Raw genomic sequence first — 24,116 nt, 5'->3', positions numbered from 1 at the left:
TAAGGGCAAAAATAGAAGGATTACTCCTTACCCATTAAAAACGCAACTTGCAGATAATGAGAGAAATAGAGAGGAAGATCAGATGTTTTTTACCATGATGCGGGGCATTGTCCGCTTTTTATTATTTGTACTAAACGGTAATTCTGAATTTCAAAATAAGATTGCATTACCTCAGAATGAAAATTATATTTTAGTTGCACCTCATAGGACTTGGTGGGACCCATTGTACATGGCAGTCGGTGCGAGACCGAAAAAATTCAGTTTTATGGCGAAGGAAGAATTATTCAAAAATCCTATTTTGCGTTTCATTTTAATTCACGCCAATGCTTTTCCAGTTGACCGCAAAAAACCGGGTCCTTCTGCCATTAAAACTCCAGTAAAGTTGTTAAAAAATACTGATCTAAGTTTAATTATGTTCCCTAGTGGCACCCGGCATGCCACTGAGTTAAAAGGGGGCATGGCACTCATTGCTAAAATGGCTAAAGTTAAGATTGTGCCTTGTGTTTACCAAGGACCATTGACCTTTAAAGATTTGCTAAAACGAAAAAAAGTTACCATGCGTTTTGGTGAACCCATTGATATTAGCGATGTGAAAAAAATTGATAAAGAAGGCATGGCGGTGGTGGAAACGCGCATTCAAACAGCCTTTGATCAATTGGATCGCGCCATTGATCCTAATTTTAAATATATTGTTAAATAATTTTTTTACCAGCGTATTTTACGCTGGTTTTTTTATAGTCAAAAATGAAGGAATTATCTCATTTTTAAAGTTTGCACGTAGATTTTAATTGTTCATAAATGAAGTGATGTTGTTGATAAAGTCTTTTTTTTAGGCATTTTTACAAGCAGTAGCCGTGACTTTTTGAAAAGGGGTTGAAAGTGTTATAATGGTCTGAAGATGCTTTTTTAGAAAGGTTGGAGTACAAATTGCGTTTTTTACACACGGCAGATTGGCATATTGGCAAAAAATTAAACGGTTTTGATCTCTTAGAAGAACAAAGTGCCGCCATTGACCAAATTTTATCGTTGGCTTTAGCAGAAAAAGTTGATGCAGTGGTAGTGGCTGGAGATTTGTATGATCGGGCGGTACCAGCAGTAGATGCTGTCAATTTATTTAATGAAAAAATTATCGCCTTTAACTTGCAAAATAAATTACCGCTGTTGGCCATATCTGGTAACCATGATAGTCATGAACGCCTAAATTTTGGGACGCCTTGGTTTAGTCATACCGATTTTTATTTACATACAGAGTTGGCGCAAGCTTTTGAACCGGTGGAACTAGCAGATACACAATTTTTTCTTTTGCCATACTTTGAGCCCTTTAATGCGCGCGTTTACTTTCAAGACGATAGCATTAAAACTTTAGCCGAGGCTATCAAAAGCGTAATAGCCGAAATGAAGCGCCACTTTAAGCCGAATATGCGGCACGTATTAGTTGCGCATTTTTTTGCAGCTGGTAGCAGTAAAAGTGATTCTGAAACAAAAATCATGGTAGGCGGTTTGGATAGTGTACCGGTAGATTTATTGCAGGATTTTGATTATGTTGCCTTGGGTCACTTGCATAATCATTCTGCTCTTAATCATTTGACAGTACAATACAGTGGTGCACCGTTAAAATATGCGATTTCAGAAGAAAAGCAAACAAAAGGTGTTTATATCGTTGATACCAGCGACTTATCCCGCACATTTTATCCTTTGTCTCCGTTACATGACTTACAAAGGCTTGTGGCCAGTTATGAAGAATTATTGACACCAGCTTTTTATCAAAAAATTGCAAGAGAAGATTTTTTACACATTCAATTAACTGACCGTGGGGTTATCCCTAACTTGATGAATCAATTACGCGTAATCTACCCCAGACTCTTGGGGATTGAGCGAGTAAATCCGCTTGAAAGTAAAGCGCAACTGACCCAACTAAAAAAAAGAGCAGATACGCCGAAAAAAGTCGTTAGCGATTTTTTTGCTGAAATGACCAACGAAGATTTAACTGCCAACCAAGAAAAATGGTTAGCAAAAGGGTTACAAGCAGTAGAAAAATTAACCAAAGAAGATTAAGGACAATTCATTAGATATATATGAAAGTTGTTTTAACAAGGAGGAAACCACCGCGATGCAGCCACGTACTTTACGCATGAAAAATTTTGGTCCATATCTGGATGAAACCGTTGAATTTGGGGCTTTTTTAGACCAGGGCTTGTTTTTGGTCAGCGGGAAAACTGGTGCTGGAAAAACAACAATTTTTGATGGAATGACCTTTGCTTTATTCGGTCAAACCTCTGGTAAATTGCGTAGTGGTAAAGAAATGCGTTCCCTTTTTGCGCAGCCGACAGAAGAAACGGAAGTGACGTTTTCTTTTAGCCACGGCGGCTTACTTTACGAAGTGATGCGACGCCCCGAACAAGAGGTAGCTAAAAAGCGGGGGACTGGTACCACCAAAAGAGCCGGCAAAACAACGCTGACTATTTATGACGAACTAGGAAACGAAAAAAAACAATACACTAAAAATGTCGATTATGAACTTTATCAACTACTACACTTAACTGCAGACCAGTTTTTCAAAATCATCATGTTACCACAAGGTGAATTTCGTAATTTTCTCGTTGCTTCAAGCACAGATAAAGAACAAGTTTTACGACGCTTGTTTGACACAGAAATTTACCAAAATTTGCAAACTTGGTTAAAAGAACAAGCAGCCGCTAAAAATCAAAGTATTGCAGAAAAACAAACACAAGCCGCAGCTTTAGTCGATAGTTTCAAATGGTTTAAAACTGCTGCTGTTTTTTCGACCTTGACTGAAACCCTAACTGCCTGGCAAGGTGATTTAGAAGAATTAGGCAGGGAGGTCGCCAACCAAACCGAAGTGGTTGCAAACTTAACTGCAAAAAAGAATACGGCCGAAAAACAGTACTATCAAGCAGAAGAGTTAAAACGCAGCTTTGATGAACTAAAAAAAGTTTTGGAAGAAGAAAGCAAATTAGCTTTAGAAAAAACGGTGATAACACAAAAAAAAGATGAGCAAAATTGGCTTTTGTGGCTCCAACAACACCTGCCGCTGATCAATTCTGTTAAATTGGCTGCAAGTAAAGTCAATCTTCAAGCTGATAAATTAGCCATCGCAAAAAAAGAATCGCAAAAAAATGCGGAAGCACTGGAAATCTGGCAAGAGCAAAGAAAGACTGTAGCAGCGTGGACATCACAGTTAGAGGCAGCGCAAAAGTCGCTTCACAATTTAGAAGTGAAACTTCCCCAAGCCCAACTATTGGAACAACAACGACAAATACTTGCCACAAAAAAAATTGCTAGTGAAAAAACGCAAGCTGAGCTGACAATACTGAATCAAGCTATTGCTACTTTACAGCTAAGTCTTAGTCAGCTAGAACAGCTCACAAAAAAAAGCAGCCAGTGGCAAAAAACGATGACTGCCTTAACAAAAATACAGCAAACAGTCCGTGATTATGAAAAATTAATTGAAACAAAAACTTCTCAAAACAAAGAGTTACAGTTGACCAAAAATACAATGACAAAGTTGCAAGTTACGATTCGTAATTTGCAAGCAGAGCTAAAGGACGCAGAAGAAAACTACCGTTTGCAAAAAAGCAATTACGCAAAAGCCATGATTGCCCGATTAAGTTTAGATCTAGTTTCTGGGGAGGCTTGTCCAGTTTGTGGGGCAACTGAGCATCCTATGGTAGCCCAGCATGATTTGACTTTAAAGACGGTTACAGAAAGTGAAGCTTTATTAAATGCAGCTGAAGAAAAAAGAGCAGATTTAGCTGAGGCGCTTGCCCGCAACTATACAAAACAAGAACAATTGACACAAGAAGCAGATAAATTTCAAAAGCTAATCCTCAAAACCCAAGCAGAAATGACCGACTTAAAAGAGCAGATTACTCGTGATTTTACCCTGTTACAGACAATAGGAGAAAAAGAGGATGTATTTACAGCAATCACGCGTTTTTTTGCGCAACAAGAACAACTAGGCAATGAGATTCAAAAGGCAAGTGAAACACAAGCTGAAATAGCAGTGAAATTGGCCGAGAAAAATGAAGAACGCCAAACTTTGACAAGTCGCTACCAAAAAGAAGTTAATCAACTAGAACGACTTAAAGGAGAAGTTGAAAGTTTACAAGGTCAAGTTGGTAAAAGTGACGCACCTGTTTTACGTCATCAGATTGAAATTTTCACAACAGAAATCAAAAAACTAAATGCACAATTGCAAAAAGATCAAACCACAGGTGAAAATTTAAAAGCCGCGGCCAAAAGCTATTACGCACAAATTAAAGAGTTATCAGATTATCATCACGAGGCGCAACTAGAAGTGGAAAAATTAGACGCACAACTTACAACAAGCTTAGCGTCTTCTCCACGAGAACTTTCTAAAAAGCAGCTGCTAGAGCAACTTGTAGACGAGAAAAAACTACATGAGGTATCAGAAGCAATAAAAACGTACGAAAATAAGCTATTGTTAATAAAAGAGCAAAAACAAAAGCTACAAGAACATTTGAAAGAACAAGAAATGCCGCAAATTGCTCAAATGGCGGTTTCTTATGAAAACGCGCAAGTACAATTGCGTGAAAGTCAACAACGGCTTTTACTTTTAAAAGAACAGCAAAAAGATAACGAGCAATTAGTGGCAAAGTTAAAAACATTGCTTGCTTCCCACGAAAAATCTTTGGCTAAATTGGCAGAAATAGAACAGTTAAGTCAAGTATTGAGTGGGAAAAATACGTATAAAACTAGTTTAGAACGCTATGTTTTACAAGCTTATTTAGCTGAAATTTTAACATTAGCCAATGTTCGCTTAGAGCAGCTGACTAATGGTCGTTATCAATTTAGTTTAGCGGAAAAATCAGATGGTGGTCGTGGTCAAAAGGGACTAGATATCGATATATATGATGACAATGCAGGGCAAGTGAGACGCGTTCAAACATTATCAGGTGGTGAAAGCTTTATTGCGGCTTTAGCTTTGGCATTATCTTTAGCCGATGTCATTCAAAATAAGACCGGTGGCATTGCTCTTGATGCTTTGTTTATTGATGAAGGTTTTGGTTCACTAGATGAAGAAGCGTTGGAAATGGCGTTAGAAGCTTTAAGTACACTCGAAACACAAGGAAGGTTAATTGGGATTATTAGTCACGTACCAGCCTTAAAAGAAAAGATTGTAAGGCAGATAAATGTTAAAACCAATGGTGCCGGTCAAAGTAAGATTGCAGTGAAATTAGCTTAACAAATAACAGCTTATGCTGTTTGCAAATATTAGATGGGAGAGATTTGGGTGAAGTGGAGTATTCCTGAAAAAGTGATTGAACGAGGGCGTACATACCTCAATGAAGGAAGAGTACTATCAGTAACGCCGGATCCGGCCAATAAAGTTTGGCATGCTGTTGTATTAGGTAGTGAAGAATATTTGGTGGATTTAGATGCTACTGCCAAAGAAGAAGATTATTGTCAGTGCCCTTACTGGGAAGAACACCATTATTGTAAACATACAGTGGCAGTCGAATTATTTTTGCGTCAACAAGGCAAGACGCGTTTTATGAGCAGTATGGAAGTTCCAGTCAAAAGTAAATTTTCAACAGCAGAAATGTTTACCAACGGTTTTGCCAAATTAAAATTACCAGTAGCAGAAGGGCCGGCAGTACCGTTACGTTTACAATTTAATATAGAAGCAATTGAGACAAATCCTTATCATAAAGAATTGGCAGTTTTTGGGATTAGTTTAAAGGTTGGCCAGCGGGGTGTTGCCCGCAATTATATTGTAAAAAATATTTATAAATTTCTCCAAGCCTATTCAGAGCATAAAAAAATCCTCATTAATAAACAGCATAGTTTTCTAATTGAACCAGCTGCTTTTAGCCCAGACGTTAATGAAGCATTAGATGTTTTGTGGGGAATGGCACAGACACAACAATTAATGGGGCAAACTGGAATTTTAGTCAATGGCAAATTAGACAAAAAATACTTATTGGTTCCAATTGGTTGGGGCCAAAAATTATTAACGATGCTAGGAAATTTAGGCGGAACATTTTCCTACGATGAAAAGAAACTAAATCCAATTGTCTTTTCTGACGTTACATTACCACTAGAATTTACCGTCAAAAAAGTTGAAGACCAATTCATTTTAGCAATTGAAAAAGACTACGATCAAGTATTTAACTATTATCATTGGGGCGTAATCGATGAACAAATTCACCCATTGTCTAGTTGCCAACAAGAAATTTATTTAACGTTGGATCAGTTATTAAAAAGAATAGAAAAAAAAGAAATTCCTTATGCCAAAAAGGAATTATCGGTTTTATTTAAGCAAGTCTTACCATTATTGCGTCAAATCGGGAATGTTACAATTGCAAAAGAAGTTTATCGCTATATTAGCGATGAAGATTTAGCAATCAGTTTTATCTTGCGTAAGAAAAAAGGTCAGGTTGCAGTTGAATTGCAATTTGCATATGGCAATGCGATCTTCTCCAGCGATGCTACGCATAATGTTGTTGAAGAAAATCAGCCCGAGGTACTAAGGGATTACCAAAAAGAAGATCGTGCACGTCATTTGTTGCAACAACAAGACTACGTGGAAAATGATACCGGCTTTAGTAAAGATTTGCCGACTGGCAGTGGACTGTATTATTTTTTCACGCGGGAACTGCCAACTTTACAACAATTAGGTACAGTTAAGCTGGGTAAAAAATTGCGAGAATTGTATTTGGATGCCCATAAGATTGAACCAGAAGTTAAAGTGGACAGTGATGGTTCTTGGTTAGATGTTCACTTTGATATCTCAGGTATTGGTGAAAAAGAAATTGATAATATTTTGCAAAGCTTATTAAATCAAGATGCTTTTTACACGCTAACTAATGGGCAGATATTGTCACTGGAAACACCAGAATTTCAAGAAACCAGCGCGATTTTACAAAAATTGCGACAAACAAATAGTCAAGACGGCGTCATAAAAATGCCGTTAAATCAAGGTTTGGTTTTACAAGAGCAGCTAAAAACAGCGAATGTCGCGTTTAGTGATAACTTTACCCAAATGGCCAAAGATTTAACGCATCCTGAAAACTATCCTGTGGCTTTGCCTGAAGGTTTAAATGCGGACTTACGCCCTTATCAAGTAACGGGTTTTCGTTGGTTAAAAATGTTGTCTCATTACCAATTTGGCGGAATTTTGGCCGATGAAATGGGTTTAGGGAAAACATTACAGACCATTGCTTATCTTTTATCAGAAAAGCAAGAAAAAGCTAGTAGGACAACGTTGATCGTGGCACCGGCTAGTTTAACTTTCAACTGGTTAGCGGAGTTAAAGAAATTTGCCCCAAGTTTGAAAGCAGTGGTGGTGGGTGGCAATAAGCATGAGCGGATGCAGTGTTTAAGTCAACCGGTGGATATTTACATCACCTCTTACGCTAGTTTGCGTCAAGATATTGCCCTTTATCAAGAATTAACTTTAGACCAATTAATCCTAGATGAAGCTCAAATGGTGAAAAACGCGGCTACAAAAACAGCAAAAGCCTTACGCTCTTTAGTTATTCCGAATCGGTTTGCTTTGAGTGGGACCCCAATTGAAAATAATTTAGAAGAATTGTGGTCGTTATTTGAAATGATTATGCCAGGCTTTTTCCCAAGTCAGCAACGTTATCGCCAATTATCAGCCGAACAAATTGCCCAAATGATTAAGCCTTTTGTTTTACGACGGGATAAAGCCACCGTCTTAAAAGACTTACCAGAAAAATTGGAAACCAATTATTACAGTGCCTTAACCGAAGATCAAAAGAAAATTTATTTGGCATATTTACGGCAAATGCGCGAAGAAATCAGTCAAATGGATGCGGCTGCCTTTAAGAAAAATCGAATTAGTATTTTGGCCGGCCTAACGCGCTTGCGGCAAATTTGTTGTGATCCGAAATTATTCATTGACGATTATACCGGAACGTCGGGTAAATTAGAGCAAGTAAAAGATCTAATTCAAGCGGCTCAAGAAAATGGCCGGCGGGTTTTATTGTTCTCGCAATTTACCGGTATGCTGACAATTATTGAAGAAGAGTTAGCTAAATTAGGTTATGATAGTTTTTATTTGCGGGGGAGTACACCACCAAAAAATCGGATTGAAATGGTAGATGCTTTTAACAAAGGGGAGAAGGATGTCTTTTTGATTTCTCTAAAGGCTGGTGGAACTGGCTTGAACTTGACCGGAGCAGATACGGTGATCCTTTACGACTTATGGTGGAATCCGGCTGTAGAAGAACAAGCGGCCGGGCGCGCTCATCGGATTGGTCAAGAAAAAGTAGTTGAAGTGTGGCGCATGATTGCAGAAGGAACTATTGAAGAGCGGATGAATGCCTTGCAACAAGACAAACGGGAATTGTTCCAAAAAGTTATCCAGGGCAATGAAACACAACTCCAACAACTGACAGAAGCAGATATCCGCATGATTTTAAGTGCGGGAGAATAAATGAACGACAGGTAAAATAAAAGGCAGTAGGACCACTAAAAAGTAGTCTTACTGCCTTTTTTATAATAGGAAAAAGGATCAATTTTTTACCAAGCTGAATCCCTTTATGATAAGTTTATCCATGACTAGTTTTTCAAACTAAGCATCGTGATAGGCAGGTGAACTTTCTTGAAATCTTAGCTTAATATGTGAAAGTAAAAGGAGTTTGAACTGCTTTTCATATCGCTGATTACTCAGCGAAAATTGCCTTAATTGTTGGGGTTAGTTGCGCAAATGAAGTCAGTTCAATATCTTGAACTGCTTGCTCTCCAGCTGGAATTTGACGGTTACGGTGATTAAACCATAAAGATTTCCAGCCAGCGCTTTTAGCGCCAACAACATCATTTTCAAAACTATCTCCGACATATAATGTATTTTCTGCAGTAAGATTAAACTCTTTTTCAGCGAGCCGGAAAATTTCGCGATCAGGTTTTTGAAAACCTGTTGCCTGTGAAATAATGATGTTATCTTCTTTAACCCAGTTTAAAAGATTTAGTTGGATAACTTTTTTGTATTGGTGGTCAGTCGGTCCGTTTGTGATAATACTGATTGGAATATTTTGGGCCTTTAAAAAGTTTAATGTTTCAAAAACAGCATCGTGCATGACGATATTGTCCAACTCTTCTTCATAAATTTTTTGAAATTCTAAAGCTGTGGCCTCTGTGATTTGTGGATAGTCCAAATCCTTCAAAGACTCCATGATGCGTAAGTTACGCATATACGTTAATGTCCATTCTCCTTTGGCAACTTTGCAAAATGTTTCGTCGCTATGAAAACGAAAACGAATGTAAAGGTCGTGCATGTCGTTATCTGTTACTAAAGGAATAATACGGTGGACAGCGTTGCGAAAAGGTTGCTGTTGGTCATAAATTGTGTCATCGACGTCAAAAACAATTGCGTTAATCAAAAAAGGCCATTCCCTTCAATTTTTCTGCAAATTTCATAATATCCTGATTCATTCTAACGAAAAGGATAGTAGTTTTAAAGAGTAAAAAGTTGATTTATAAAGGTTTTCTTTACCTAATTAAGAACAAACCTTTTGATAATAGGCAAAATTATATTACAGTTCTTTTTACTTAAAAAACAATTGTGATAATCACAAAGGAAGGAATTATAAAAAAACGAAGGTCATTTTAGTTAATGCTAAATACTCAAAAATTAAGTTAATTTAAAAGAAATAAGACAAAAAAAATTATTTAAAGGGCAATATCATTTTGTTTCTGAATTTTCTGAAAAAGAGATTTTTTCAAAGAATAATTAAAAAAAATTTTTTTTCAAATGATATTTTCACAATCTCACTACTGATTTTTTGTTAGTAATTTATTACAGATTACCGCTAAAAAAAAGAAAGAAAATAACGCGATTTCTATTTGAGACTATCTTTTTTTTAGGTATTTGCAAAAAACAGGGATAAAAAGGGCGATAAATGCCGATAAATTTGTCTAGACAAATTTATTGTTGTGAATGCAACAAAATTTAAAAAACGAAATTACAGAAATTATATAACAAATTTTCTGTTTGTGTTACAGTGTTTTTTTCATTTTTAAACTGTGCTATATATAAGCAAGTAAATGGCATTTAAATTTGATAATTCTAATCTTTCTAACGTGAAAATCGATGAAAACGTATGTAAGTTAGGAATGTGTCATTAAGATAACTTTAATTTTTTAAAACTTTTTTTGAGAAAAGGGTAGTATTTTTTTTTTTCAATTAGGTATAATGAACTCAGATGAAATTATAAGTGATGTCACAAAGAGATTACTTATATAATAAAAAAGGAGTGATACACGTTGTTGACACTTTATACTTCCCCTAGCTGTACATCGTGCAGAAAAGCTCGCGCGTGGTTGCAAGAGCACGAAATTCCCTTTGTAGAACGCAACATTTTTTCAGAACCTTTGAATATCACTGAATTAAAAGCGATTTTACAAATGACTGAAGATGGTACCGAAGAAATTATTTCTACTCGGTCAAAAGTCTTCCAAAAATTGAATATTGATTTAGATGAATTACCATTAAAAGAATTGCTAGATTTGGTACAAAACAATCCTGGTTTATTACGTCGTCCAATTATGATCGACGAAAAACGTCTACAAGTTGGTTTTAATGAAGATGAAATCAGACGTTTCTTACCACGCGAAGTACGCCAATTAGAATTACGGCATGCACAATTAATGGCTGGATTATAAAAGTTTTGACTGCTACATATTTTGTGGCAGTCTTTTTTTACGCTATTTTAAGCCGTTAGTGGATTTTAGCGGTTCTAAAAAAAATTTTGAAGACAGCGTTTTTTTGAACTACTTTAAGATTTACTAAATCACGAGGTTTTTCTTTACATTTGATAAGGTTCCGTTACAATGTAGCTATAATGTTAGAAAAGCGAGGTGTAGCTAAGATGGAAATGGAACATATTAACGAAAATACAATTCGTGTTCTCATTAAAAGCGAAGATTTAGCTGCCCGGGGAATTACCTTTTTAGATTTATTAGGTAACCACAATGAAATTGAGAACTTCTTTTATAGTATTTTAGAAGAAGTTGATGTCAACGAAGAATTCAAAGGCAGTGAAGCTGTCACTTTCCAAGTTTTGCCAAAAGGTGATGGTTTGGAATTATTTATCAGTAAGAATATTCCGAATGAAGAATTTAATAATTTGGAACAAATTGCTGACGGCAGTGCTGAAGAGGTGAGTGATTTCTTGAAAAAGCATATTGCAGAACAATTACAAGAAGTCGAAGAGACAGAAGAAGAAACAACGGATATCAAACGCGATTACGTCTTTGAAATGATAGATTTTGAGCAAATGATTCAATTGGCCCATGAATTTGAGGGCGAAGGAATTGTAAGTAATCTTTATGAGTTGAATCATTTTTATTTCTTGGAAATTCGTTTCACAGATGAATACTTATTAAAAAATCAAATTGACGATTACTTAGCGTACTTAAGTGAATTTGCTCGTTTGAGTCAAGTAACGCCAGAAGTGCTAGCCGAACACGGTAAGCTTTTGATGGAACTTGATGCTTTAGGAATTACCCGTCGTTACTTTTGATAAAAAAGATCTGGATTTTTCCAGGTCTTTTTTTGTTGCCCCTAGCTAAATAGTGCGTAAGTTCTTATGGGGGAGATAAATGCTAATTGCCAGAAATAAAGCAGGCGAGCTTGTTGCCGCTTTAAAAGCAAAAAAACAAGAAGAATATCATTGTCCCGTGTGTCAAAAGCCCGTCTGTTTAAAACAAGGACAAAAACAGCGCACACACTTTGCGCATCAGAGAGAACACTGCTGCAAAATAGTGACAGAAGGTGAGACAAATGAGCATATTGCCGGCAAAAATTGGTTACATCAACGACTAGAAAATAGTCAATTAGAAGTTTATTTGCCACAATTAAAACAGCGACCAGACCTGTTAGTTAATAAAACAACCGTAGAATTTCAGTGCTCTGTTTTAGACTTAAGCCGTTTAAAAGCCCGTACAAAAAATTATCAGTCTTTTCACTATCAACCCTGGTGGATTGTAGGACAACGGTTTATTCCGCAACAACAGTTGAGTCAGTTGCAAAAAGCTTTCTGTTATTGGCAACAGACAGCCTATTTATGGCATTTGGATACAGCAGCAAAGCAACTTCGGCTTTATTATTTGGCCAACTGGGATTTTAATCGCGGGTATCAGTGGCAATGTCAAAATGTTGCAGAAAATACGAACTTGACTTCCTATACGTCCCATGTTTCATCTTTAACAAGTAATAAGTTTTATTGGCGTAATGCAGCGTATAAACGTTTTTTGCGCCAACGCTTATTCCAACGCCAGCCGCGCTTTTTGCGTTTGCAACATTTTTTTTATCAACGCTATAGCCATATATTGGATTTACCTTTTTGGTGTTATAGTAGCAGTCGTTATCATTTTTTCTTTGAACATGAGCTGTTGTTATTGCGTTTTTTATATTTGCGTAACAACAATTGCCAACAATGGATAAAAGACCTAAGCCAACTCAAATGGCAATGGGATTTTCCCTTAGTTTCGCAAAAAATAATTTTAAAAGAAATCTATTTGGAATGCCAGCGCTTATCTGGTCGGGAAAAAGAAAGTTTTTTACCACCAAAAAAAGGCAGTTGTGATAGTATAGAAAGTAATCGAAGAGGATAACTTTTCGTTTAAGTAACTATCAGGAGGTTTCAATTATGGCGACAAAACAATTACCAACAAGAGAAAGCTTACCGACAGAACTGACCTGGGATTTAACTCCAATTTTTGCTGACGACCAAGCTTTTGACACAGCCTTTGCTGATTTGAAAGAAGAATTAAAACAAGCGGATAAATACAAAGGAACACTAGCAACGAATGCTACGGCTTTCTTAGCGGCTTTGGAGTTTTGCTTGGCTATTTATCGCAAATTAGAAACGTTATATGTGTACAGTCACTTAAAAAATGATCAAGATACCGCAAACACCACTTATCAAGGATTATATGCGCGAGCTAGCAGTTTATTAGCAGAAGCAAGTGCGGCTATTTCTTGGTTTGAGCCAGAAGTTTTGACACTGTCAGATGATCAGATTTGGTCTTATTTTGAAGAAGAACCAAAATTGGCAGTTTATCGCCATTATGTAGCGCAAATGGTCGACAATCGTGCCCATGTTTTGCCGGCGGACCAAGAAGAATTATTGGCTGGGGCAAGTGAAATTTTTAATGCAGCAGATGATATTTTCTCTGTGTTAAATAATGCAGATCTCGTGTTTCCTACGATTGAAGGCAGTGATGGAGAAAAAATTCAATTGTCCCACGGTGTGTACGGCCAATTAATGGAAGCAACGGATCGCAGCGTGCGAGAAGCTACTTTTAAAGGATTGTACAGTGTGTATGGCCAATTTCGTAATACGTTTGCCCAAACACTAAGCTCTCATGTCAAAGGACATAATTTTAAAGCAAAAGCACGAAAATACACGTCAGCTAGAGAAGCTTCTTTAAGCAATAATCATATTCCAGAAAGTGTTTATGATACCTTAGTTGAAGTTGTGAATAAACATTTACCACTACTACATCGTTATGTAGCATTGCGAAAAAAATTACTCGCAACTGATGAATTGCACATGTATGATATGTACACACCTGTTTTAGGAGAAGCGCCAATTCGCTATACTTATGAAGAAGCGGTTGAAAAGGCTAAAGAAGCTTTACATGTGATGGGACCAGAATACAATAAAATCGTAGAACAAGCTTTTTCAAGTCGTTGGATTGACGTGGTTGAAAATAAAGGCAAACGTAGTGGTGCTTATTCTTCCGGTGCTTATGATACAGCTCCTTATATTTTAATGAATTGGCATGATACCTTAGACCAACTATTTACTTTAGTACACGAAATGGGTCATAGTGTCCACAGCTATTTTACTCGTAATAATCAACCTTTTGTTTACGGGGATTACTCTATTTTCTTAGCAGAAATCGCCTCTACAACCAATGAAAATATTTTGACAGAATATTTGTTAGAGACTGAAAAAGATCCGAAAGTACGGGCATATATCTTAAATCACTATTTAGATGGCTTTAAGGGAACTATTTTCCGCCAAACGCAATTTGCTGAATTTGAGCACTTTATCCATACTGAGGATGCAAAAGGTACGCCTTTAACAAGTGAGTATTTAAATGACTATTACGGGGATTTAAATGCGAAATATTATGGACCTGATGTAACAAAAGATGAAGAGATTAAATTGGAATGGGCGCGAATTCCACATTTTTACTACAACTATTATGTTTATCAATATGCGACGGGCTTTTCTGCCGCTTCTGCCTTGGCGAAGAAAATTTTAACCAAAGAAGAGGGCGCGTTGGAACATTATTTGAATTATTTGAAGGCTGGTAATAGTGATTATCCAATTGAAGTAATGAAAAAAGCCGGTGTGGATATGACAAAAGCTGATTATATTGAAGATGCCATGAAGATGTTTGAAGAACGTTTGAGTGAATTGGAAACATTAGTAGCTCAATTATAAAATAAAAACAGAGCAGACAGTTGCGCAATTGTCTGTTCTGTTTATTTTTAGCAATAAAAAAAGCTGGGACAAACGTCAACCTAACGTTTGTCGCAACCTTTTTTGTTACATTAATTTTAAATGCTTGGTATCGTGAGTAACGCGACGTTCATTTTTACGCTGTAAGTAACCATCAATGTGAAAAATTTGATAATTTTCTTGATCGACTTGGCACAGGCGCGGGATATCAGCTAAGGCGTCTTCGCCTTCTAATAAAACACCATAATCGCGTTCGCAAGCATAATTGTAAACAACTGCAGACGGATGCGTGGTAATTCCCATCTCACGAGCGGTATTTTGATCTTCTTGGAATAATGTTTTGACTAAGTCGCTCTGTCGATCTTCTGTAAACATTTCTACGTCGCCACCAACAGCTTCAACCAATGAAATGACCAGTTCATGATTATATTCTTTGCCATTACAAGCTACTTCTTCTTGCATTTGCATCAAAAATTCTCGTGCTTTCTTTTTGCCTTGCAGTTGGAGTGCTTTGGCATCTAAAGCAGCTGAATAAGTATTTTCAAAAAGTTGATTTCTAGCATGAATGTCGTGTTTTGGTGTACCGCGACGTGTTAAAACAGCATCAATTGTCTGCATATTCACTAAAGGCATCAGCCTGAATTGGATTTTTTGCTCCGATGTTTGTACAAAGTTCCAAAGATGCTTTTCTGATCCTAAACAGATAGCACCCAATGGATTGACAAACAAATAAATTTCAATCACTTAAATCTCCTCCAACAAATTGAGTCATTTCTGGCTATTTCAACTTAGCAGAAACGTAGAAAAAATGAAAATAAATAGTTTTTAGCTTTGCTTTTTTTTAAGACTCCGACTAATTTTATTTTCCGCTGGAATATAAGAAACTGCCAATGTCTTTAATAATTGCGTGAAAGCTTCTTGTCCTAATTTAGCATCTTTTACTTCTAATTCTAATTCAAAGTCATGGCCTGCCGGTAGATAGAAACTTTCATCTAATGCCAACAAACCAGCGTCAATTTCAAATTCAGCTCGTTTAGTAGTTAGCTGACTGATGATATGTAATTCCTTTAATGTAACATGTAACGTTTTTAATTTTTCTTCAACCGGTCCATTTGCTGGAACTTGTTGTAATGTTAAGTATTTTTGCGCCTCTGCTAGCGTCAACTTTTCCGTGGTTTCTAGTAGACCTTCTTTTTGTGGTGTTTTTAAAGTCACTTCAGCAAAAGAAGGGAGTAAACGAATTCTTAAACCGGCATTGGCATTTTTTAACTTATTGTCAAAGGTATCAAAGTAACAATTTGTCTGTTCTACGACCATCTCATCTGTAACGTGATAGTACGTCATAATGCGCTTGAAGTCAGTTGCGTTTAACATTGTTTTAAATTCGATCTCAGTCGATTGGCTCATAATAATCCCTCACTAGTTTACGTGTTCAGGTGTGAAACTGCAAGCTAAAGCATTGAAAAAATGACAATCCTCTAAGAAAGTAGAAAATAAAAAAGCAGTAAGTGGATTGTAAAAATTCTGAAAATAAGATTTAGAAGATACAAATTTTCTTATAAAGGGGAACCATTCCGAACTTTTTGTTTCGAATGTGCTAGCTTTGTTCACATCTATCAATTCATTGAATTTATATTCTGACATAAAATGACAAGATACGCAATTGATACGATTAAATTGTGTGAATATTTTTTCAATTTGAGGGGATAAAGATTTAAGGCGGTTTGTGGTAAAATGTAACTTGTATGTATTAAAGAAAATTGAGGGATAATTATGGATCGAGATTGGGATAAATTTTTAGCACCATATGAACAAACCGTATCAGAATTGAAAGTAAAGTTGCGGGGGATTCGCAAACAATTTCGCGAACAAAATCAACATGTGCCGATTGAATTTGTCACTGGACGAGTTAAACCAGTGGAAAGCATCATTACAAAAAGCCAGATTCGCCATATTCCCATGGAACGTCTGGAAGAAGAGATGTCAGATATCGCGGGGCTTAGAATTATGTGTCAGTTTGTGGAAGATATTCATCAAGTTGTCCAATTACTACGCAACCGCAAAGATATGAAAGTTATTATTGAAAGAGATTATATCACCAATAAAAAAGCTAGCGGGTATCGTTCTTACCATTTGGTCATTGAATATCCTGTCCAGTTAGTAAATGGCGAAAAAATTATTTTGGCAGAAATTCAAATCCGGACATTGGCGATGAATTTTTGGGCGACGATTGAGCATTCTTTGAATTATAAATATCAAGGGGCATTTCCAGAAGAGATGAAAATTCGCCTGCAAAGAGCGGCCGAAGCAGCCTATCAATTAGATGAAGAGATGTCGACGATTCGGGAAGAAATTCAAGAAGCGCAGCGTCTATTTTCCCACGGCAGAGGCAAGTCAGACGATAGTTATTATCAGGCTTCAATTGATCGGGAGGAGACATAATGACCTTAAAAGTGGCCATCGTTTCAAATCATGGTCTGCAATCGGAAAAAACAGAGCGGCAATTACGAAAACTTTTAGCAGAAAATGAAATTGTCATTGATCAACAACGACCAGAAATTGTCATTTCTGTTGGTGGTGATGGTACTTTGCTTTCAGCATTTCATCGTTACAGCCATATTTTAGATAAAGTCAGTTTTCTTGGTGTTCACACTGGTCATTTAGGGTTTTATACGGACTGGCGTGACTATGAAATACCAGAGTTGGTTACGAGCTTGAAAAAAAATCGCGGTGAAAGTATTAGTTATCCGCTGTTAGATATCCGCATTGAATATCAAAACGGTAAAGCTGCCAAACACTTTTTAGCTTTAAATGAGTCGACCATCAAACGCGGGAATCGAACGATGGTAGCAGACGTTTATTTAAAGGGGGAACTTTTTGAACGATTTCGTGGGGATGGTTTATCTATTTCAACGCCAACTGGTTCAACTGCTTATAATAAAAGTGTTGGCGGAGCGGTGTTACATCCCAGTATTAATGCGATCCAACTAGCAGAAATTGCTTCGTTGAATAATCGCGTCTTCCGAACGTTGGGATCTCCGTTAGTTATTGCTGCAGATGAGTGGATGGAAATTCGCTTGCAAGATAGTAATGATTACATGATTACCGTCGATCAATTAGATATTCAAAAAGATCACATTGCAGCCGTCTATTATAAAATTGCCACAGAACGGATTCATTTTGCTTCATTTCGGCATATGGATTTTTGGCATCGGGTTAAAGACGCTTTTATTGGAGAAGATTAGGCAATTATGAAATTTACGTATCATTATCAGAAAAACTCAGAGCAGCAGTTAAAATACTTCTTAAAAGAACAAGGCATTTCCAAAGGTTTGCTGGCGAAAATTAAATTCCAAGGGGGCTTGATTTTAGTCAATGATAAACGTGAAAATGTCTTGTATTCTTTGCGCCCTAATGATAGGGTTACTATTGTCGTGCCCGATGAAAAGGAGCATGAAACAATGCTTTTGGATGAGACGCCAATTGCGATTGTTTATGAAGATGAACATTTATTGATTGTCAATAAACCAGCAGGAGTTGCTTCGATTCCGGCGCAATATCATCCTAATGGTACAATGGCCAATCGTGTGAAAAATTATTATAAAATGCAAAATTATAAAGATCAGGTAATTCACGTGGTTACGCGGTTGGATCGTGATACAACTGGCCTGATGTTATTTGCCAAACATGGTTTTGCCCATGCGCAACTCGATCGTCAATTACGTGAAAAGCAAGTGGAAAAAAGATATCAAGCTTTAGTGGCTGGCGCTATTCAAACGTTAGCACCCCATGCAGTAATTGATTTACCGATTGCTAGAGATTTAAGCTCGTTGTTAAAACGTAAAGTAGATGATACAGGACAAAAAGCACAAACAGAATATTGGGTCCAAAAAGAAAACGACCAAATCGCATTAGTGGATATTAAACTTCATACGGGTCGGACGCATCAAATCAGAGTCCATTTTAGTGAGATTTCTTGTCCACTACTAGGTGATGATCTCTATGGTGGGCTTATGACAGCTGGAATTATGCGGCAGGCCCTTCATTGTTACAAACTTTCTTTTAATCATCCTTTTAGTGGTGAAAAATTGACTTTTACATTGGCTTTACCAGAAGATATGGCACAAGTTGCCCAAAATATATAAGAACGCGTGGTGAGTGTGAGTGGATGAAAATTTAGAACTGGAAAAACGTTTTGCTGAATTGAAACAAGCGTTGCTTGAAGACGATATGCAAGGGTTTAGAGAACCTTTCTTAGAAATGCACATATACGAACAGGGGCAGTTCTACCAGTCCCTCACCAGCCAAGAGCGCCATCGGATGTACGGTTATCTGTCACCTAAAGAATTAGCAGACATGTTTGACGTAATCGAAGAAGACGATGAACATATGACAGATTATCTTTCTGAAATGCGTCCGGGCTATGCTGCGGCCATGTTAGCTGAAATGTATACAGATAATGCCGTTGACTTATTAAATACTTTGGATAAAAAAGCTGTCAACAAATATTTAAGCTTGATGGACAAAGAAGACGCAAGTGAAATTAAAGAACTACTGCATTACGAAGATGATACTGCCGGTTCAATTATGACCACAGAGTTTGTCTCAATTGTGGCTAATCAAACGGTTCGTTCGGCGATGTATGTTTTAAAAAACGAAGCCGACGTAGCCGAAACAATTTATTATATTTACGTAGTAGATCAAGAGAATCATTTGGTGGGGGTTATTTCTTTAAGAGATTTAATCGTCAATGAAGATGATACGATGATTCAAGATATTATGAGCGAACGGGTCATCTCAGTTCATGTGGGAGATGATCAAGAAGATGTCGCTCAAACTTTCCGGGATTATGACTTTTTGGCATTACCAGTTACAGATTATGATGATCATTTATTAGGGATTGTCACAGTCGATGATATTATTGACGTTATCGACGATGAGGCTGCAAGTGACTACTCTGGTTTAGCCGGTGTCAACGTTGAAGAAGTTTCAGAAAATCCTGTCAAGGCTGCTAGTAGACGACTCCCTTGGTTGATTACGTTGCTATTTTTAGGGATGGCGACGGCGACTTTAATTTCTCATTATGAGAAACTTGTAAGTGAAGCGAGTATTTTAGCTGTTTTCATTTCCTTGATTACAGGGACGGCTGGTAATGCTGGGACGCAATCTTTGGCTGTGGCAGTACGGCGACTCGCAATCAATGATGACAAAGAAAGTAGTTTTGTTAAAACAGTTATTAGTGAAGTTTTGACCGGTTTAGTGACCGGGTTCATTACCGGTCTAACCATTTTCATTATTGTTGCGGTTTGGAAACACAATCCAATTTTAGGTTTTGTAATTGGAATGGCTATGATGTGTGCGATTACGGTGGCTAATTTGGCGGGGAGCTTTATTCCAATGTTAATGGACAAACTTGGTTTTGATCCTGCTGTGGCCAGTGGCCCATTTATTACCACCTTGAGTGATTTGACCAGTGTGTTAATTTATTTTAATATTGCGAGTCTTTTCATGCAGTACTTCATTTCTTAATTAAAAAAATAAAATGAGCAATCCATAAAAAAGGCTGTGACAGATTTTTGTCACAGCCTTTTTATCGATAAACGGTGGTCTGGAAATAGCTTCTTTTGTGATAAGCTTAAACTTCACAAAAAATTTGAGCAACAGCCATTCCAGTAGGGACATGTAATAAAAATGCTACAAGTAAGGTGTTTCCAGTCTTTAAAAAAATTATTTTTTACAGTACCTGCTTGGCTCTTGCGGCTGAATATTTTGTTCTAACATTATTTTGATCGGTAGTTTTTATTGTAAAAAGCGTTGCTTATATTCTTCATATTCTGCTTGGGTAATTAAGTCAGCATCTAGTGCTTTTTTACGTTCTTTCAACTTTTCAAAATTTGTTTCTGTCGTAAGTTGGGATTTAGACAACTTCGCTTTTTCCTGTATTTGTTGGGAACGTTTGGCAGAAGTGATGCCATCCATAATGCCGTCTTGCATATCGCTTTTACTATCTTCTAGCAATTTGGCAATAGCAAAGACCGTTTTTTTCGTCCAAAAAATACTAAAGACTTCGCGAAAGCTTTCAATTCGTAAAAAACCCCAAAAAATTCGCGTATTGGGATTAATGGTGTTGATATTATGCAACGGAATACTTTTATAATCGTGGTTAAAAGGAACCCAGCGGGCAAAAATCAGGCGCCCAGCGTCAGTAATAGCATAGGCGTGGAATCCTTTACAGTCAAAGTAACGCACTTTGCCAGTTTGTGTTGCGCGCATTCGTTCTTCAAAGTCTGCGCGGTCTTCACCTTTAAATGGTGTGAAATTTTCATTATCTTCGGGATGATGGCGTCCGATGAAGCTTGCAATGACCTCTTCATCTTTACCTAAAGCAGCCTCAATTAAACCAAAGTGTTTTCGTTGGAGCCAGCCGCCGAAAATTGGTGTGATATTTTGGCCTAATTTATGGTTACGGGCATAAGCATACATGGCATCTGCTTTTTTCATGGCATCTCCTTTTAATCGGTTATTTTTACAATTTTAGTTCCGTGAGCTTCATTGACCCCTAAGGCAGTTACAATTTCAGCCACATTTTCAGCGTTAATTCCAGCTCCAGGTAAAATAATCAAGCGGTTCTTGGCATAAGCGATCAATTCTTTTAATCGAGCGAGGTTTGCTGAAATTGGCGTACCACTCGGGCCGCCATGGGTTAAAATGCGTGTAACGCCGTGGTCTGCTAACCAATCAATAGCTTCAAACTGACGACTTGGTAAGATGGCATCAAAGGCCATATGAAACGTAATTTGTAGCCCTTCTGCGGTTTCAATTAAAAGTTCCAAAGCTTCTTCATCTAACCAACCACTAGGTGTTAGACAACCAAAAACCACACCGTCTGTTCCTATTTTTTTAGCTTCGATTAAGTCGGTATGCATGATTTTTAGTTCTGTATCATTGTAGATAAAATCACCACCGCGAGGGCGGATCATGGTCATAACGGGAATACCTTTTTCACCGGCATAATTTAATGTTTCTTCAATGACACCTGTACTAGGTGTCGTTCCGCCTACAGCTAAGTTATCACACAGTTCAATGCGCTTTGCTCCTGCGTGAATGGCTCGTGGAATATCAGTGAAATTTTCGGCACAAAATTCTTTAATCATAATAGTCTCCTTTAGTATCTCATTAAAACTGTTAGACAGCTTACTTTCATGTAGTATTTTATCACAGCCTTGTGTTAAAGTAGAGTAACTAAAAAGTACCGCTGATTTCGCCGTATTTAAGGGGAAGTGAGGAAATAAAATGTTAAAAAAAATTGATTGGGGCAAACAATTTGTGACTGCAAATCACCCATTGTTTTTATGTCCTTTGTGTCAAAGTGAAATGGGGGCAGTTAAAGCGGGGCTTGTCTGCCAAAAGGGACATCACTTTGATGTCTCAAAAAAAGGAACGCTATATTTTTTACAAAAAAATATTAGCAGCGGCTATGATCGCCGGTTGTTTACCGCAAGACGTCAGCTGATTCAAGCCGGAATGTATAACGGGCTACTGGAAAAAGTTCGAGAATATATACCGGAAAAGTCGACAGTCTTAGATGTAGGCTGTGGCGAAGGTAGTTTTTTTAATAAAATAGCAGCAGGCAAAAACATTACGGGAATTGGCTTTGATATCGCAAAAGATGGTGTCTACATGGCAACGCAGCAAAGTGAACCCTTATTTTGGTGTGTCGCAGATTTGACACGACTGCCTTTTGCCCCACAAGTTTTTGATAGTGTATTAAATTTATTCACACCATCTAATTATAAAGAGTTTAAACGCGTTTTAAAGCCGACGGGAACATTAGTGAAAGTTGTCCCAAGAAGCGGTTATTTACAAGAATTACGGCAAGCTTTTTATCCCGCCGATAAAAAGAAACAGCATTATGAAAATCATGAAGTAATTCAACATTTTAAAGAACAATTTAAATTAGTAAATCATCATGAAATAACGTATACATTTGATGTTTCCAAGGAAAATCAAGCTGCTTTATTGGAGATGTCTCCCTTAGAGTGGGGCGTTTCTTCTGAGCAAAAAGAAATTGTAGCAAAGAGTCCGTTAAATAAAATTACAATCGATTTGGATGTTTTAATTGGAAAAGAGAAATGAAATTTTTGTGACTTTTTTCGGTTAAAACTGTTGCATTATTTAAGTAAGAGTGATATATTACAAACAAGTCATTTTTCATTGGTTTTTATCAGGTTCCTGTTCTGATAAAAGTTAGTGAAAAGAACTTCACTAACGTAGCGACTCGCAGTGATTAACACCGAGCCGATACGTTCTTTTTTTGCACTTTTTTTAAAAAAGTAGCTATGAAGTGATATAGTAGGAGAGAATATTTACTTTTAAATACAATTCATAAAAATCACAGAATTTTTTATCAAAAGGAGTAATGAAGTTGAATCATATTGTTCTATTTGAACCACAAATCCCAGCCAATACAGGTAACATTGCCCGTACTTGTGCGGCGACGAACACACCGCTACATTTAATTGAACCATTGGGATTTTCAACCGATGACAAACATTTAAAAAGAGCAGGCCTAGATTATTGGCATGATGTGAATATCACGTATCATAAAGATTTGGCAGCCTTTTTAGCATACTTGGGCCAGCGACGCCTTTATTTGATTACAAAGTTTGCCAACCAAACTTACAGTGAAGTAGATTATACTGCCGACGAAGAAGTATTTTTAATGTTTGGAAAAGAAACGACCGGATTACCAGAAACATTCATGCGGGAAAATCCAGAAAAGTGTTTGCGTATTCCTATGAATGATGAACACGTTCGTTCGTTAAATTTATCCAATACGGCGGCGTTAGTAATATATGAGGCGTTGCGCCAACAAGGATTTCCTAATTTGGAACTACGTCATCACTATGAAAATGATAAATTAGACTAGTTTTTATCTACTAAACTAAAGGAGCATTTGTAATGGAGTTATATTTTACCCGCCATGGTAAGACTCAGTGGAACAATGAACGCCGCTTTCAAGGAGCCAAAGGCGATTCACCACTTCTTGCAGAAAGTTTAGCTGAAATCAAATTATTGGGTCAGCACCTAAAAGACATCCCCTTTGAAAAAATTTATGCCAGTACAGCGCCTCGTGCCATGAAAACGGCACAAGGAATTTTAGCTGAACTAAACTATCAACCAGAAATTATTTACAATGCTGGTTTAAGAGAACTGGGTTTGGGGAAACTAGAAGGCCAACTAATCGATGAAATGACAGACTGCTATCCAACTGAACTACACAATTTACGCTATGCTTTAGATCAGTATGATCCAAGTGTTTTTAACGGTGAAAAAATTGAAGCAGCACTGGCACGGATTGAAACAGTTGTAAGTGACGCTGTTATGCAAAATAAAGGGCCACTTTTATTTGTGGGGCACGGCGCTTCCCTAACTGCTGCTATCCAGTGGTTAGCAGGCAAAGAGTTGGGGCAATTACGGGAAATGGGTGGCTTAGTGAACAACAGCTTAAGTGTTATGACTACCAGTGAACCGGAAAATTTAACACCATTCAAATTAACAAAATGGAATGATGCCAGTTTTTTAGGTGATCAAAGTAGTTTAGACGCCTTATTGTAGAAAGGAGCC

General features: G+C 37.2%; 20 protein-coding genes. 15 read left to right on the top strand and 5 right to left on the bottom strand.

Annotated elements, in window-relative coordinates:
* Nucleotides 1-82 precede the first annotated feature (82 nt).
* The 4 genes from K4422_RS04580 to K4422_RS04565 all read left to right on the top strand — a co-directional run bounded on the left by K4422_RS04580 (nt 83) and on the right by K4422_RS04565 (nt 8,446).
* On the top strand, nt 83-700 hold the full coding sequence (locus K4422_RS04580; protein ID WP_206904511.1) for a lysophospholipid acyltransferase family protein: 618 nt from the start codon (nt 83-85) through the stop codon (nt 698-700).
* Between the two features lie 227 nt (nt 701-927).
* Entirely contained in the window at nt 928-2,055 is a 1,128-nt protein-coding gene (locus K4422_RS04575; RefSeq protein ID WP_230709417.1) for an exonuclease SbcCD subunit D, read from the top strand.
* A gap of 55 nt (nt 2,056-2,110) precedes the next feature.
* Nucleotides 2,111-5,227 carry an AAA family ATPase gene (locus K4422_RS04570; protein WP_230709414.1) on the top strand — a complete coding sequence of 1,039 codons (3,117 nt, stop codon included), beginning with the start codon at nt 2,111-2,113 and terminating at the stop codon, nt 5,225-5,227.
* Between the two features lie 48 nt (nt 5,228-5,275).
* A complete protein-coding gene (locus K4422_RS04565) occupies nt 5,276-8,446 on the top strand; it encodes a DEAD/DEAH box helicase (RefSeq protein ID WP_230709412.1) in 3,171 nt (1,056 codons plus the stop codon).
* Between the two features lie 229 nt (nt 8,447-8,675).
* On the opposite strand, the gene K4422_RS04560 is transcribed toward K4422_RS04565, so the two are convergent.
* Nucleotides 8,676-9,392: an HAD family hydrolase gene (locus K4422_RS04560; RefSeq protein ID WP_230709409.1), complete on the bottom strand. Its 717-nt coding sequence runs from the start codon at nt 9,390-9,392 to the stop codon at nt 8,676-8,678.
* 883 nt (nt 9,393-10,275) lie between these two features.
* Between K4422_RS04560 and spxA the strand changes: the two genes are divergently transcribed.
* The 4 genes from spxA to pepF all read left to right on the top strand — a co-directional run bounded on the left by spxA (nt 10,276) and on the right by pepF (nt 14,471).
* Nucleotides 10,276-10,674: a transcriptional regulator SpxA gene (gene spxA, locus K4422_RS04555; protein ID WP_173103569.1), complete on the top strand. Its 399-nt coding sequence runs from the start codon at nt 10,276-10,278 to the stop codon at nt 10,672-10,674.
* A gap of 206 nt (nt 10,675-10,880) precedes the next feature.
* Nucleotides 10,881-11,534: an adaptor protein MecA gene (locus tag K4422_RS04550; protein WP_206904572.1), complete on the top strand. Its 654-nt coding sequence runs from the start codon at nt 10,881-10,883 to the stop codon at nt 11,532-11,534.
* 79 nt (nt 11,535-11,613) lie between these two features.
* Nucleotides 11,614-12,627 carry a competence protein CoiA gene (locus tag K4422_RS04545; RefSeq protein WP_230709407.1) on the top strand — a complete coding sequence of 338 codons (1,014 nt, stop codon included), beginning with the start codon at nt 11,614-11,616 and terminating at the stop codon, nt 12,625-12,627.
* A 32-nt stretch (nt 12,628-12,659) separates the two neighbouring features.
* Nucleotides 12,660-14,471: an oligoendopeptidase F gene (pepF, locus tag K4422_RS04540; RefSeq protein WP_329957727.1), complete on the top strand. Its 1,812-nt coding sequence runs from the start codon at nt 12,660-12,662 to the stop codon at nt 14,469-14,471.
* A gap of 105 nt (nt 14,472-14,576) precedes the next feature.
* Here the strand turns inward: pepF and K4422_RS04535 are convergent, their stop codons facing one another.
* Complete coding sequence (locus K4422_RS04535; RefSeq protein ID WP_206904529.1) at nt 14,577-15,233, bottom strand: DsbA family protein; 657 nt, start codon at nt 15,231-15,233, stop codon at nt 14,577-14,579.
* An 81-nt stretch (nt 15,234-15,314) separates the two neighbouring features.
* Complete coding sequence (locus K4422_RS04530; RefSeq protein ID WP_230709404.1) at nt 15,315-15,896, bottom strand: CYTH domain-containing protein; 582 nt, start codon at nt 15,894-15,896, stop codon at nt 15,315-15,317.
* Between the two features lie 366 nt (nt 15,897-16,262).
* Here K4422_RS04530 and K4422_RS04525 point away from each other — a divergent pair, with 366 nt between their 5' ends.
* Genes K4422_RS04525 through mgtE form a run of 4 tightly spaced genes read left to right on the top strand, consistent with a single transcriptional unit; the run spans nt 16,263 to nt 20,018 of the window.
* On the top strand, nt 16,263-16,931 hold the full coding sequence (locus K4422_RS04525; protein ID WP_071864506.1) for a GTP pyrophosphokinase: 669 nt from the start codon (nt 16,263-16,265) through the stop codon (nt 16,929-16,931).
* A complete protein-coding gene (locus tag K4422_RS04520; RefSeq protein WP_206904541.1) occupies nt 16,931-17,734 on the top strand; it encodes an NAD kinase in 804 nt (267 codons plus the stop codon). Before K4422_RS04525 ends, K4422_RS04520 begins: the two co-directional genes overlap by 1 nt.
* 6 nt (nt 17,735-17,740) lie before the next feature.
* Nucleotides 17,741-18,634, top strand: a complete 894-nt coding sequence (locus tag K4422_RS04515) for an RluA family pseudouridine synthase (protein WP_230709403.1) — start codon at nt 17,741-17,743, stop codon at nt 18,632-18,634.
* Between the two features lie 19 nt (nt 18,635-18,653).
* Entirely contained in the window at nt 18,654-20,018 is a 1,365-nt protein-coding gene (mgtE, locus tag K4422_RS04510; RefSeq protein ID WP_230709402.1) for a magnesium transporter, read from the top strand.
* A gap of 270 nt (nt 20,019-20,288) precedes the next feature.
* On the opposite strand, the gene K4422_RS04505 is transcribed toward mgtE, so the two are convergent.
* On the bottom strand, nt 20,289-20,990 hold the full coding sequence (locus tag K4422_RS04505) for a hypothetical protein (RefSeq protein WP_230709401.1): 702 nt from the start codon (nt 20,988-20,990) through the stop codon (nt 20,289-20,291).
* A gap of 11 nt (nt 20,991-21,001) precedes the next feature.
* On the bottom strand, nt 21,002-21,643 hold the full coding sequence (locus K4422_RS04500; RefSeq protein WP_230709399.1) for a copper homeostasis protein CutC: 642 nt from the start codon (nt 21,641-21,643) through the stop codon (nt 21,002-21,004).
* 139 nt (nt 21,644-21,782) lie between these two features.
* Between K4422_RS04500 and K4422_RS04495 the strand changes: the two genes are divergently transcribed.
* The 3 genes from K4422_RS04495 to K4422_RS04485 all read left to right on the top strand — a co-directional run bounded on the left by K4422_RS04495 (nt 21,783) and on the right by K4422_RS04485 (nt 24,107).
* Nucleotides 21,783-22,625: a methyltransferase domain-containing protein gene (locus K4422_RS04495; RefSeq protein ID WP_230709397.1), complete on the top strand. Its 843-nt coding sequence runs from the start codon at nt 21,783-21,785 to the stop codon at nt 22,623-22,625.
* A gap of 283 nt (nt 22,626-22,908) precedes the next feature.
* Nucleotides 22,909-23,418, top strand: coding sequence for a tRNA (uridine(34)/cytosine(34)/5-carboxymethylaminomethyluridine(34)-2'-O)-methyltransferase TrmL (gene trmL, locus K4422_RS04490; protein WP_206904555.1), 510 nt, complete (start codon nt 22,909-22,911; stop codon nt 23,416-23,418).
* A 32-nt stretch (nt 23,419-23,450) separates the two neighbouring features.
* Nucleotides 23,451-24,107: a histidine phosphatase family protein gene (locus K4422_RS04485; protein WP_230709395.1), complete on the top strand. Its 657-nt coding sequence runs from the start codon at nt 23,451-23,453 to the stop codon at nt 24,105-24,107.
* The last annotated feature ends 9 nt before the right edge of the window (nt 24,108-24,116 follow it).

This window comes from Enterococcus sp. SMC-9, assembly GCF_021011285.1.
Lineage (GTDB): Bacteria > Bacillota > Bacilli > Lactobacillales > Enterococcaceae > Enterococcus_C > Enterococcus_C montenegrensis.
This window is presented reverse-complemented; position numbering and strand designations above follow the sequence as displayed.

What these genes read in the sequence shown, in the direction of transcription:
- K4422_RS04550 (WP_206904572.1), top strand. Translation starts at nt 10,881, where the DNA reads ATGGAAATGGAACATATTAACGAAAATACAATTCGTGTTCTCATTAAA.
- K4422_RS04515 (WP_230709403.1), top strand. Translation starts at nt 17,741, where the DNA reads ATGAAATTTACGTATCATTATCAGAAAAACTCAGAGCAGCAGTTAAAA.
- K4422_RS04500 (WP_230709399.1), bottom strand. Translation starts at nt 21,643, where the DNA reads ATGATTAAAGAATTTTGTGCCGAAAATTTCACTGATATTCCACGAGCC.
- K4422_RS04580 (WP_206904511.1), top strand. Translation starts at nt 83, where the DNA reads ATGTTTTTTACCATGATGCGGGGCATTGTCCGCTTTTTATTATTTGTA.
- K4422_RS04570 (WP_230709414.1), top strand. Translation starts at nt 2,111, where the DNA reads ATGCAGCCACGTACTTTACGCATGAAAAATTTTGGTCCATATCTGGAT.
- K4422_RS04495 (WP_230709397.1), top strand. Translation starts at nt 21,783, where the DNA reads ATGTTAAAAAAAATTGATTGGGGCAAACAATTTGTGACTGCAAATCAC.
- K4422_RS04525 (WP_071864506.1), top strand. Translation starts at nt 16,263, where the DNA reads ATGGATCGAGATTGGGATAAATTTTTAGCACCATATGAACAAACCGTA.
- trmL (WP_206904555.1), top strand. Translation starts at nt 22,909, where the DNA reads ATGAAGTTGAATCATATTGTTCTATTTGAACCACAAATCCCAGCCAAT.
- K4422_RS04530 (WP_230709404.1), bottom strand. Translation starts at nt 15,896, where the DNA reads ATGAGCCAATCGACTGAGATCGAATTTAAAACAATGTTAAACGCAACT.
- K4422_RS04485 (WP_230709395.1), top strand. Translation starts at nt 23,451, where the DNA reads ATGGAGTTATATTTTACCCGCCATGGTAAGACTCAGTGGAACAATGAA.
- K4422_RS04545 (WP_230709407.1), top strand. Translation starts at nt 11,614, where the DNA reads ATGCTAATTGCCAGAAATAAAGCAGGCGAGCTTGTTGCCGCTTTAAAA.
- K4422_RS04505 (WP_230709401.1), bottom strand. Translation starts at nt 20,990, where the DNA reads ATGAAAAAAGCAGATGCCATGTATGCTTATGCCCGTAACCATAAATTA.
- K4422_RS04520 (WP_206904541.1), top strand. Translation starts at nt 16,931, where the DNA reads ATGACCTTAAAAGTGGCCATCGTTTCAAATCATGGTCTGCAATCGGAA.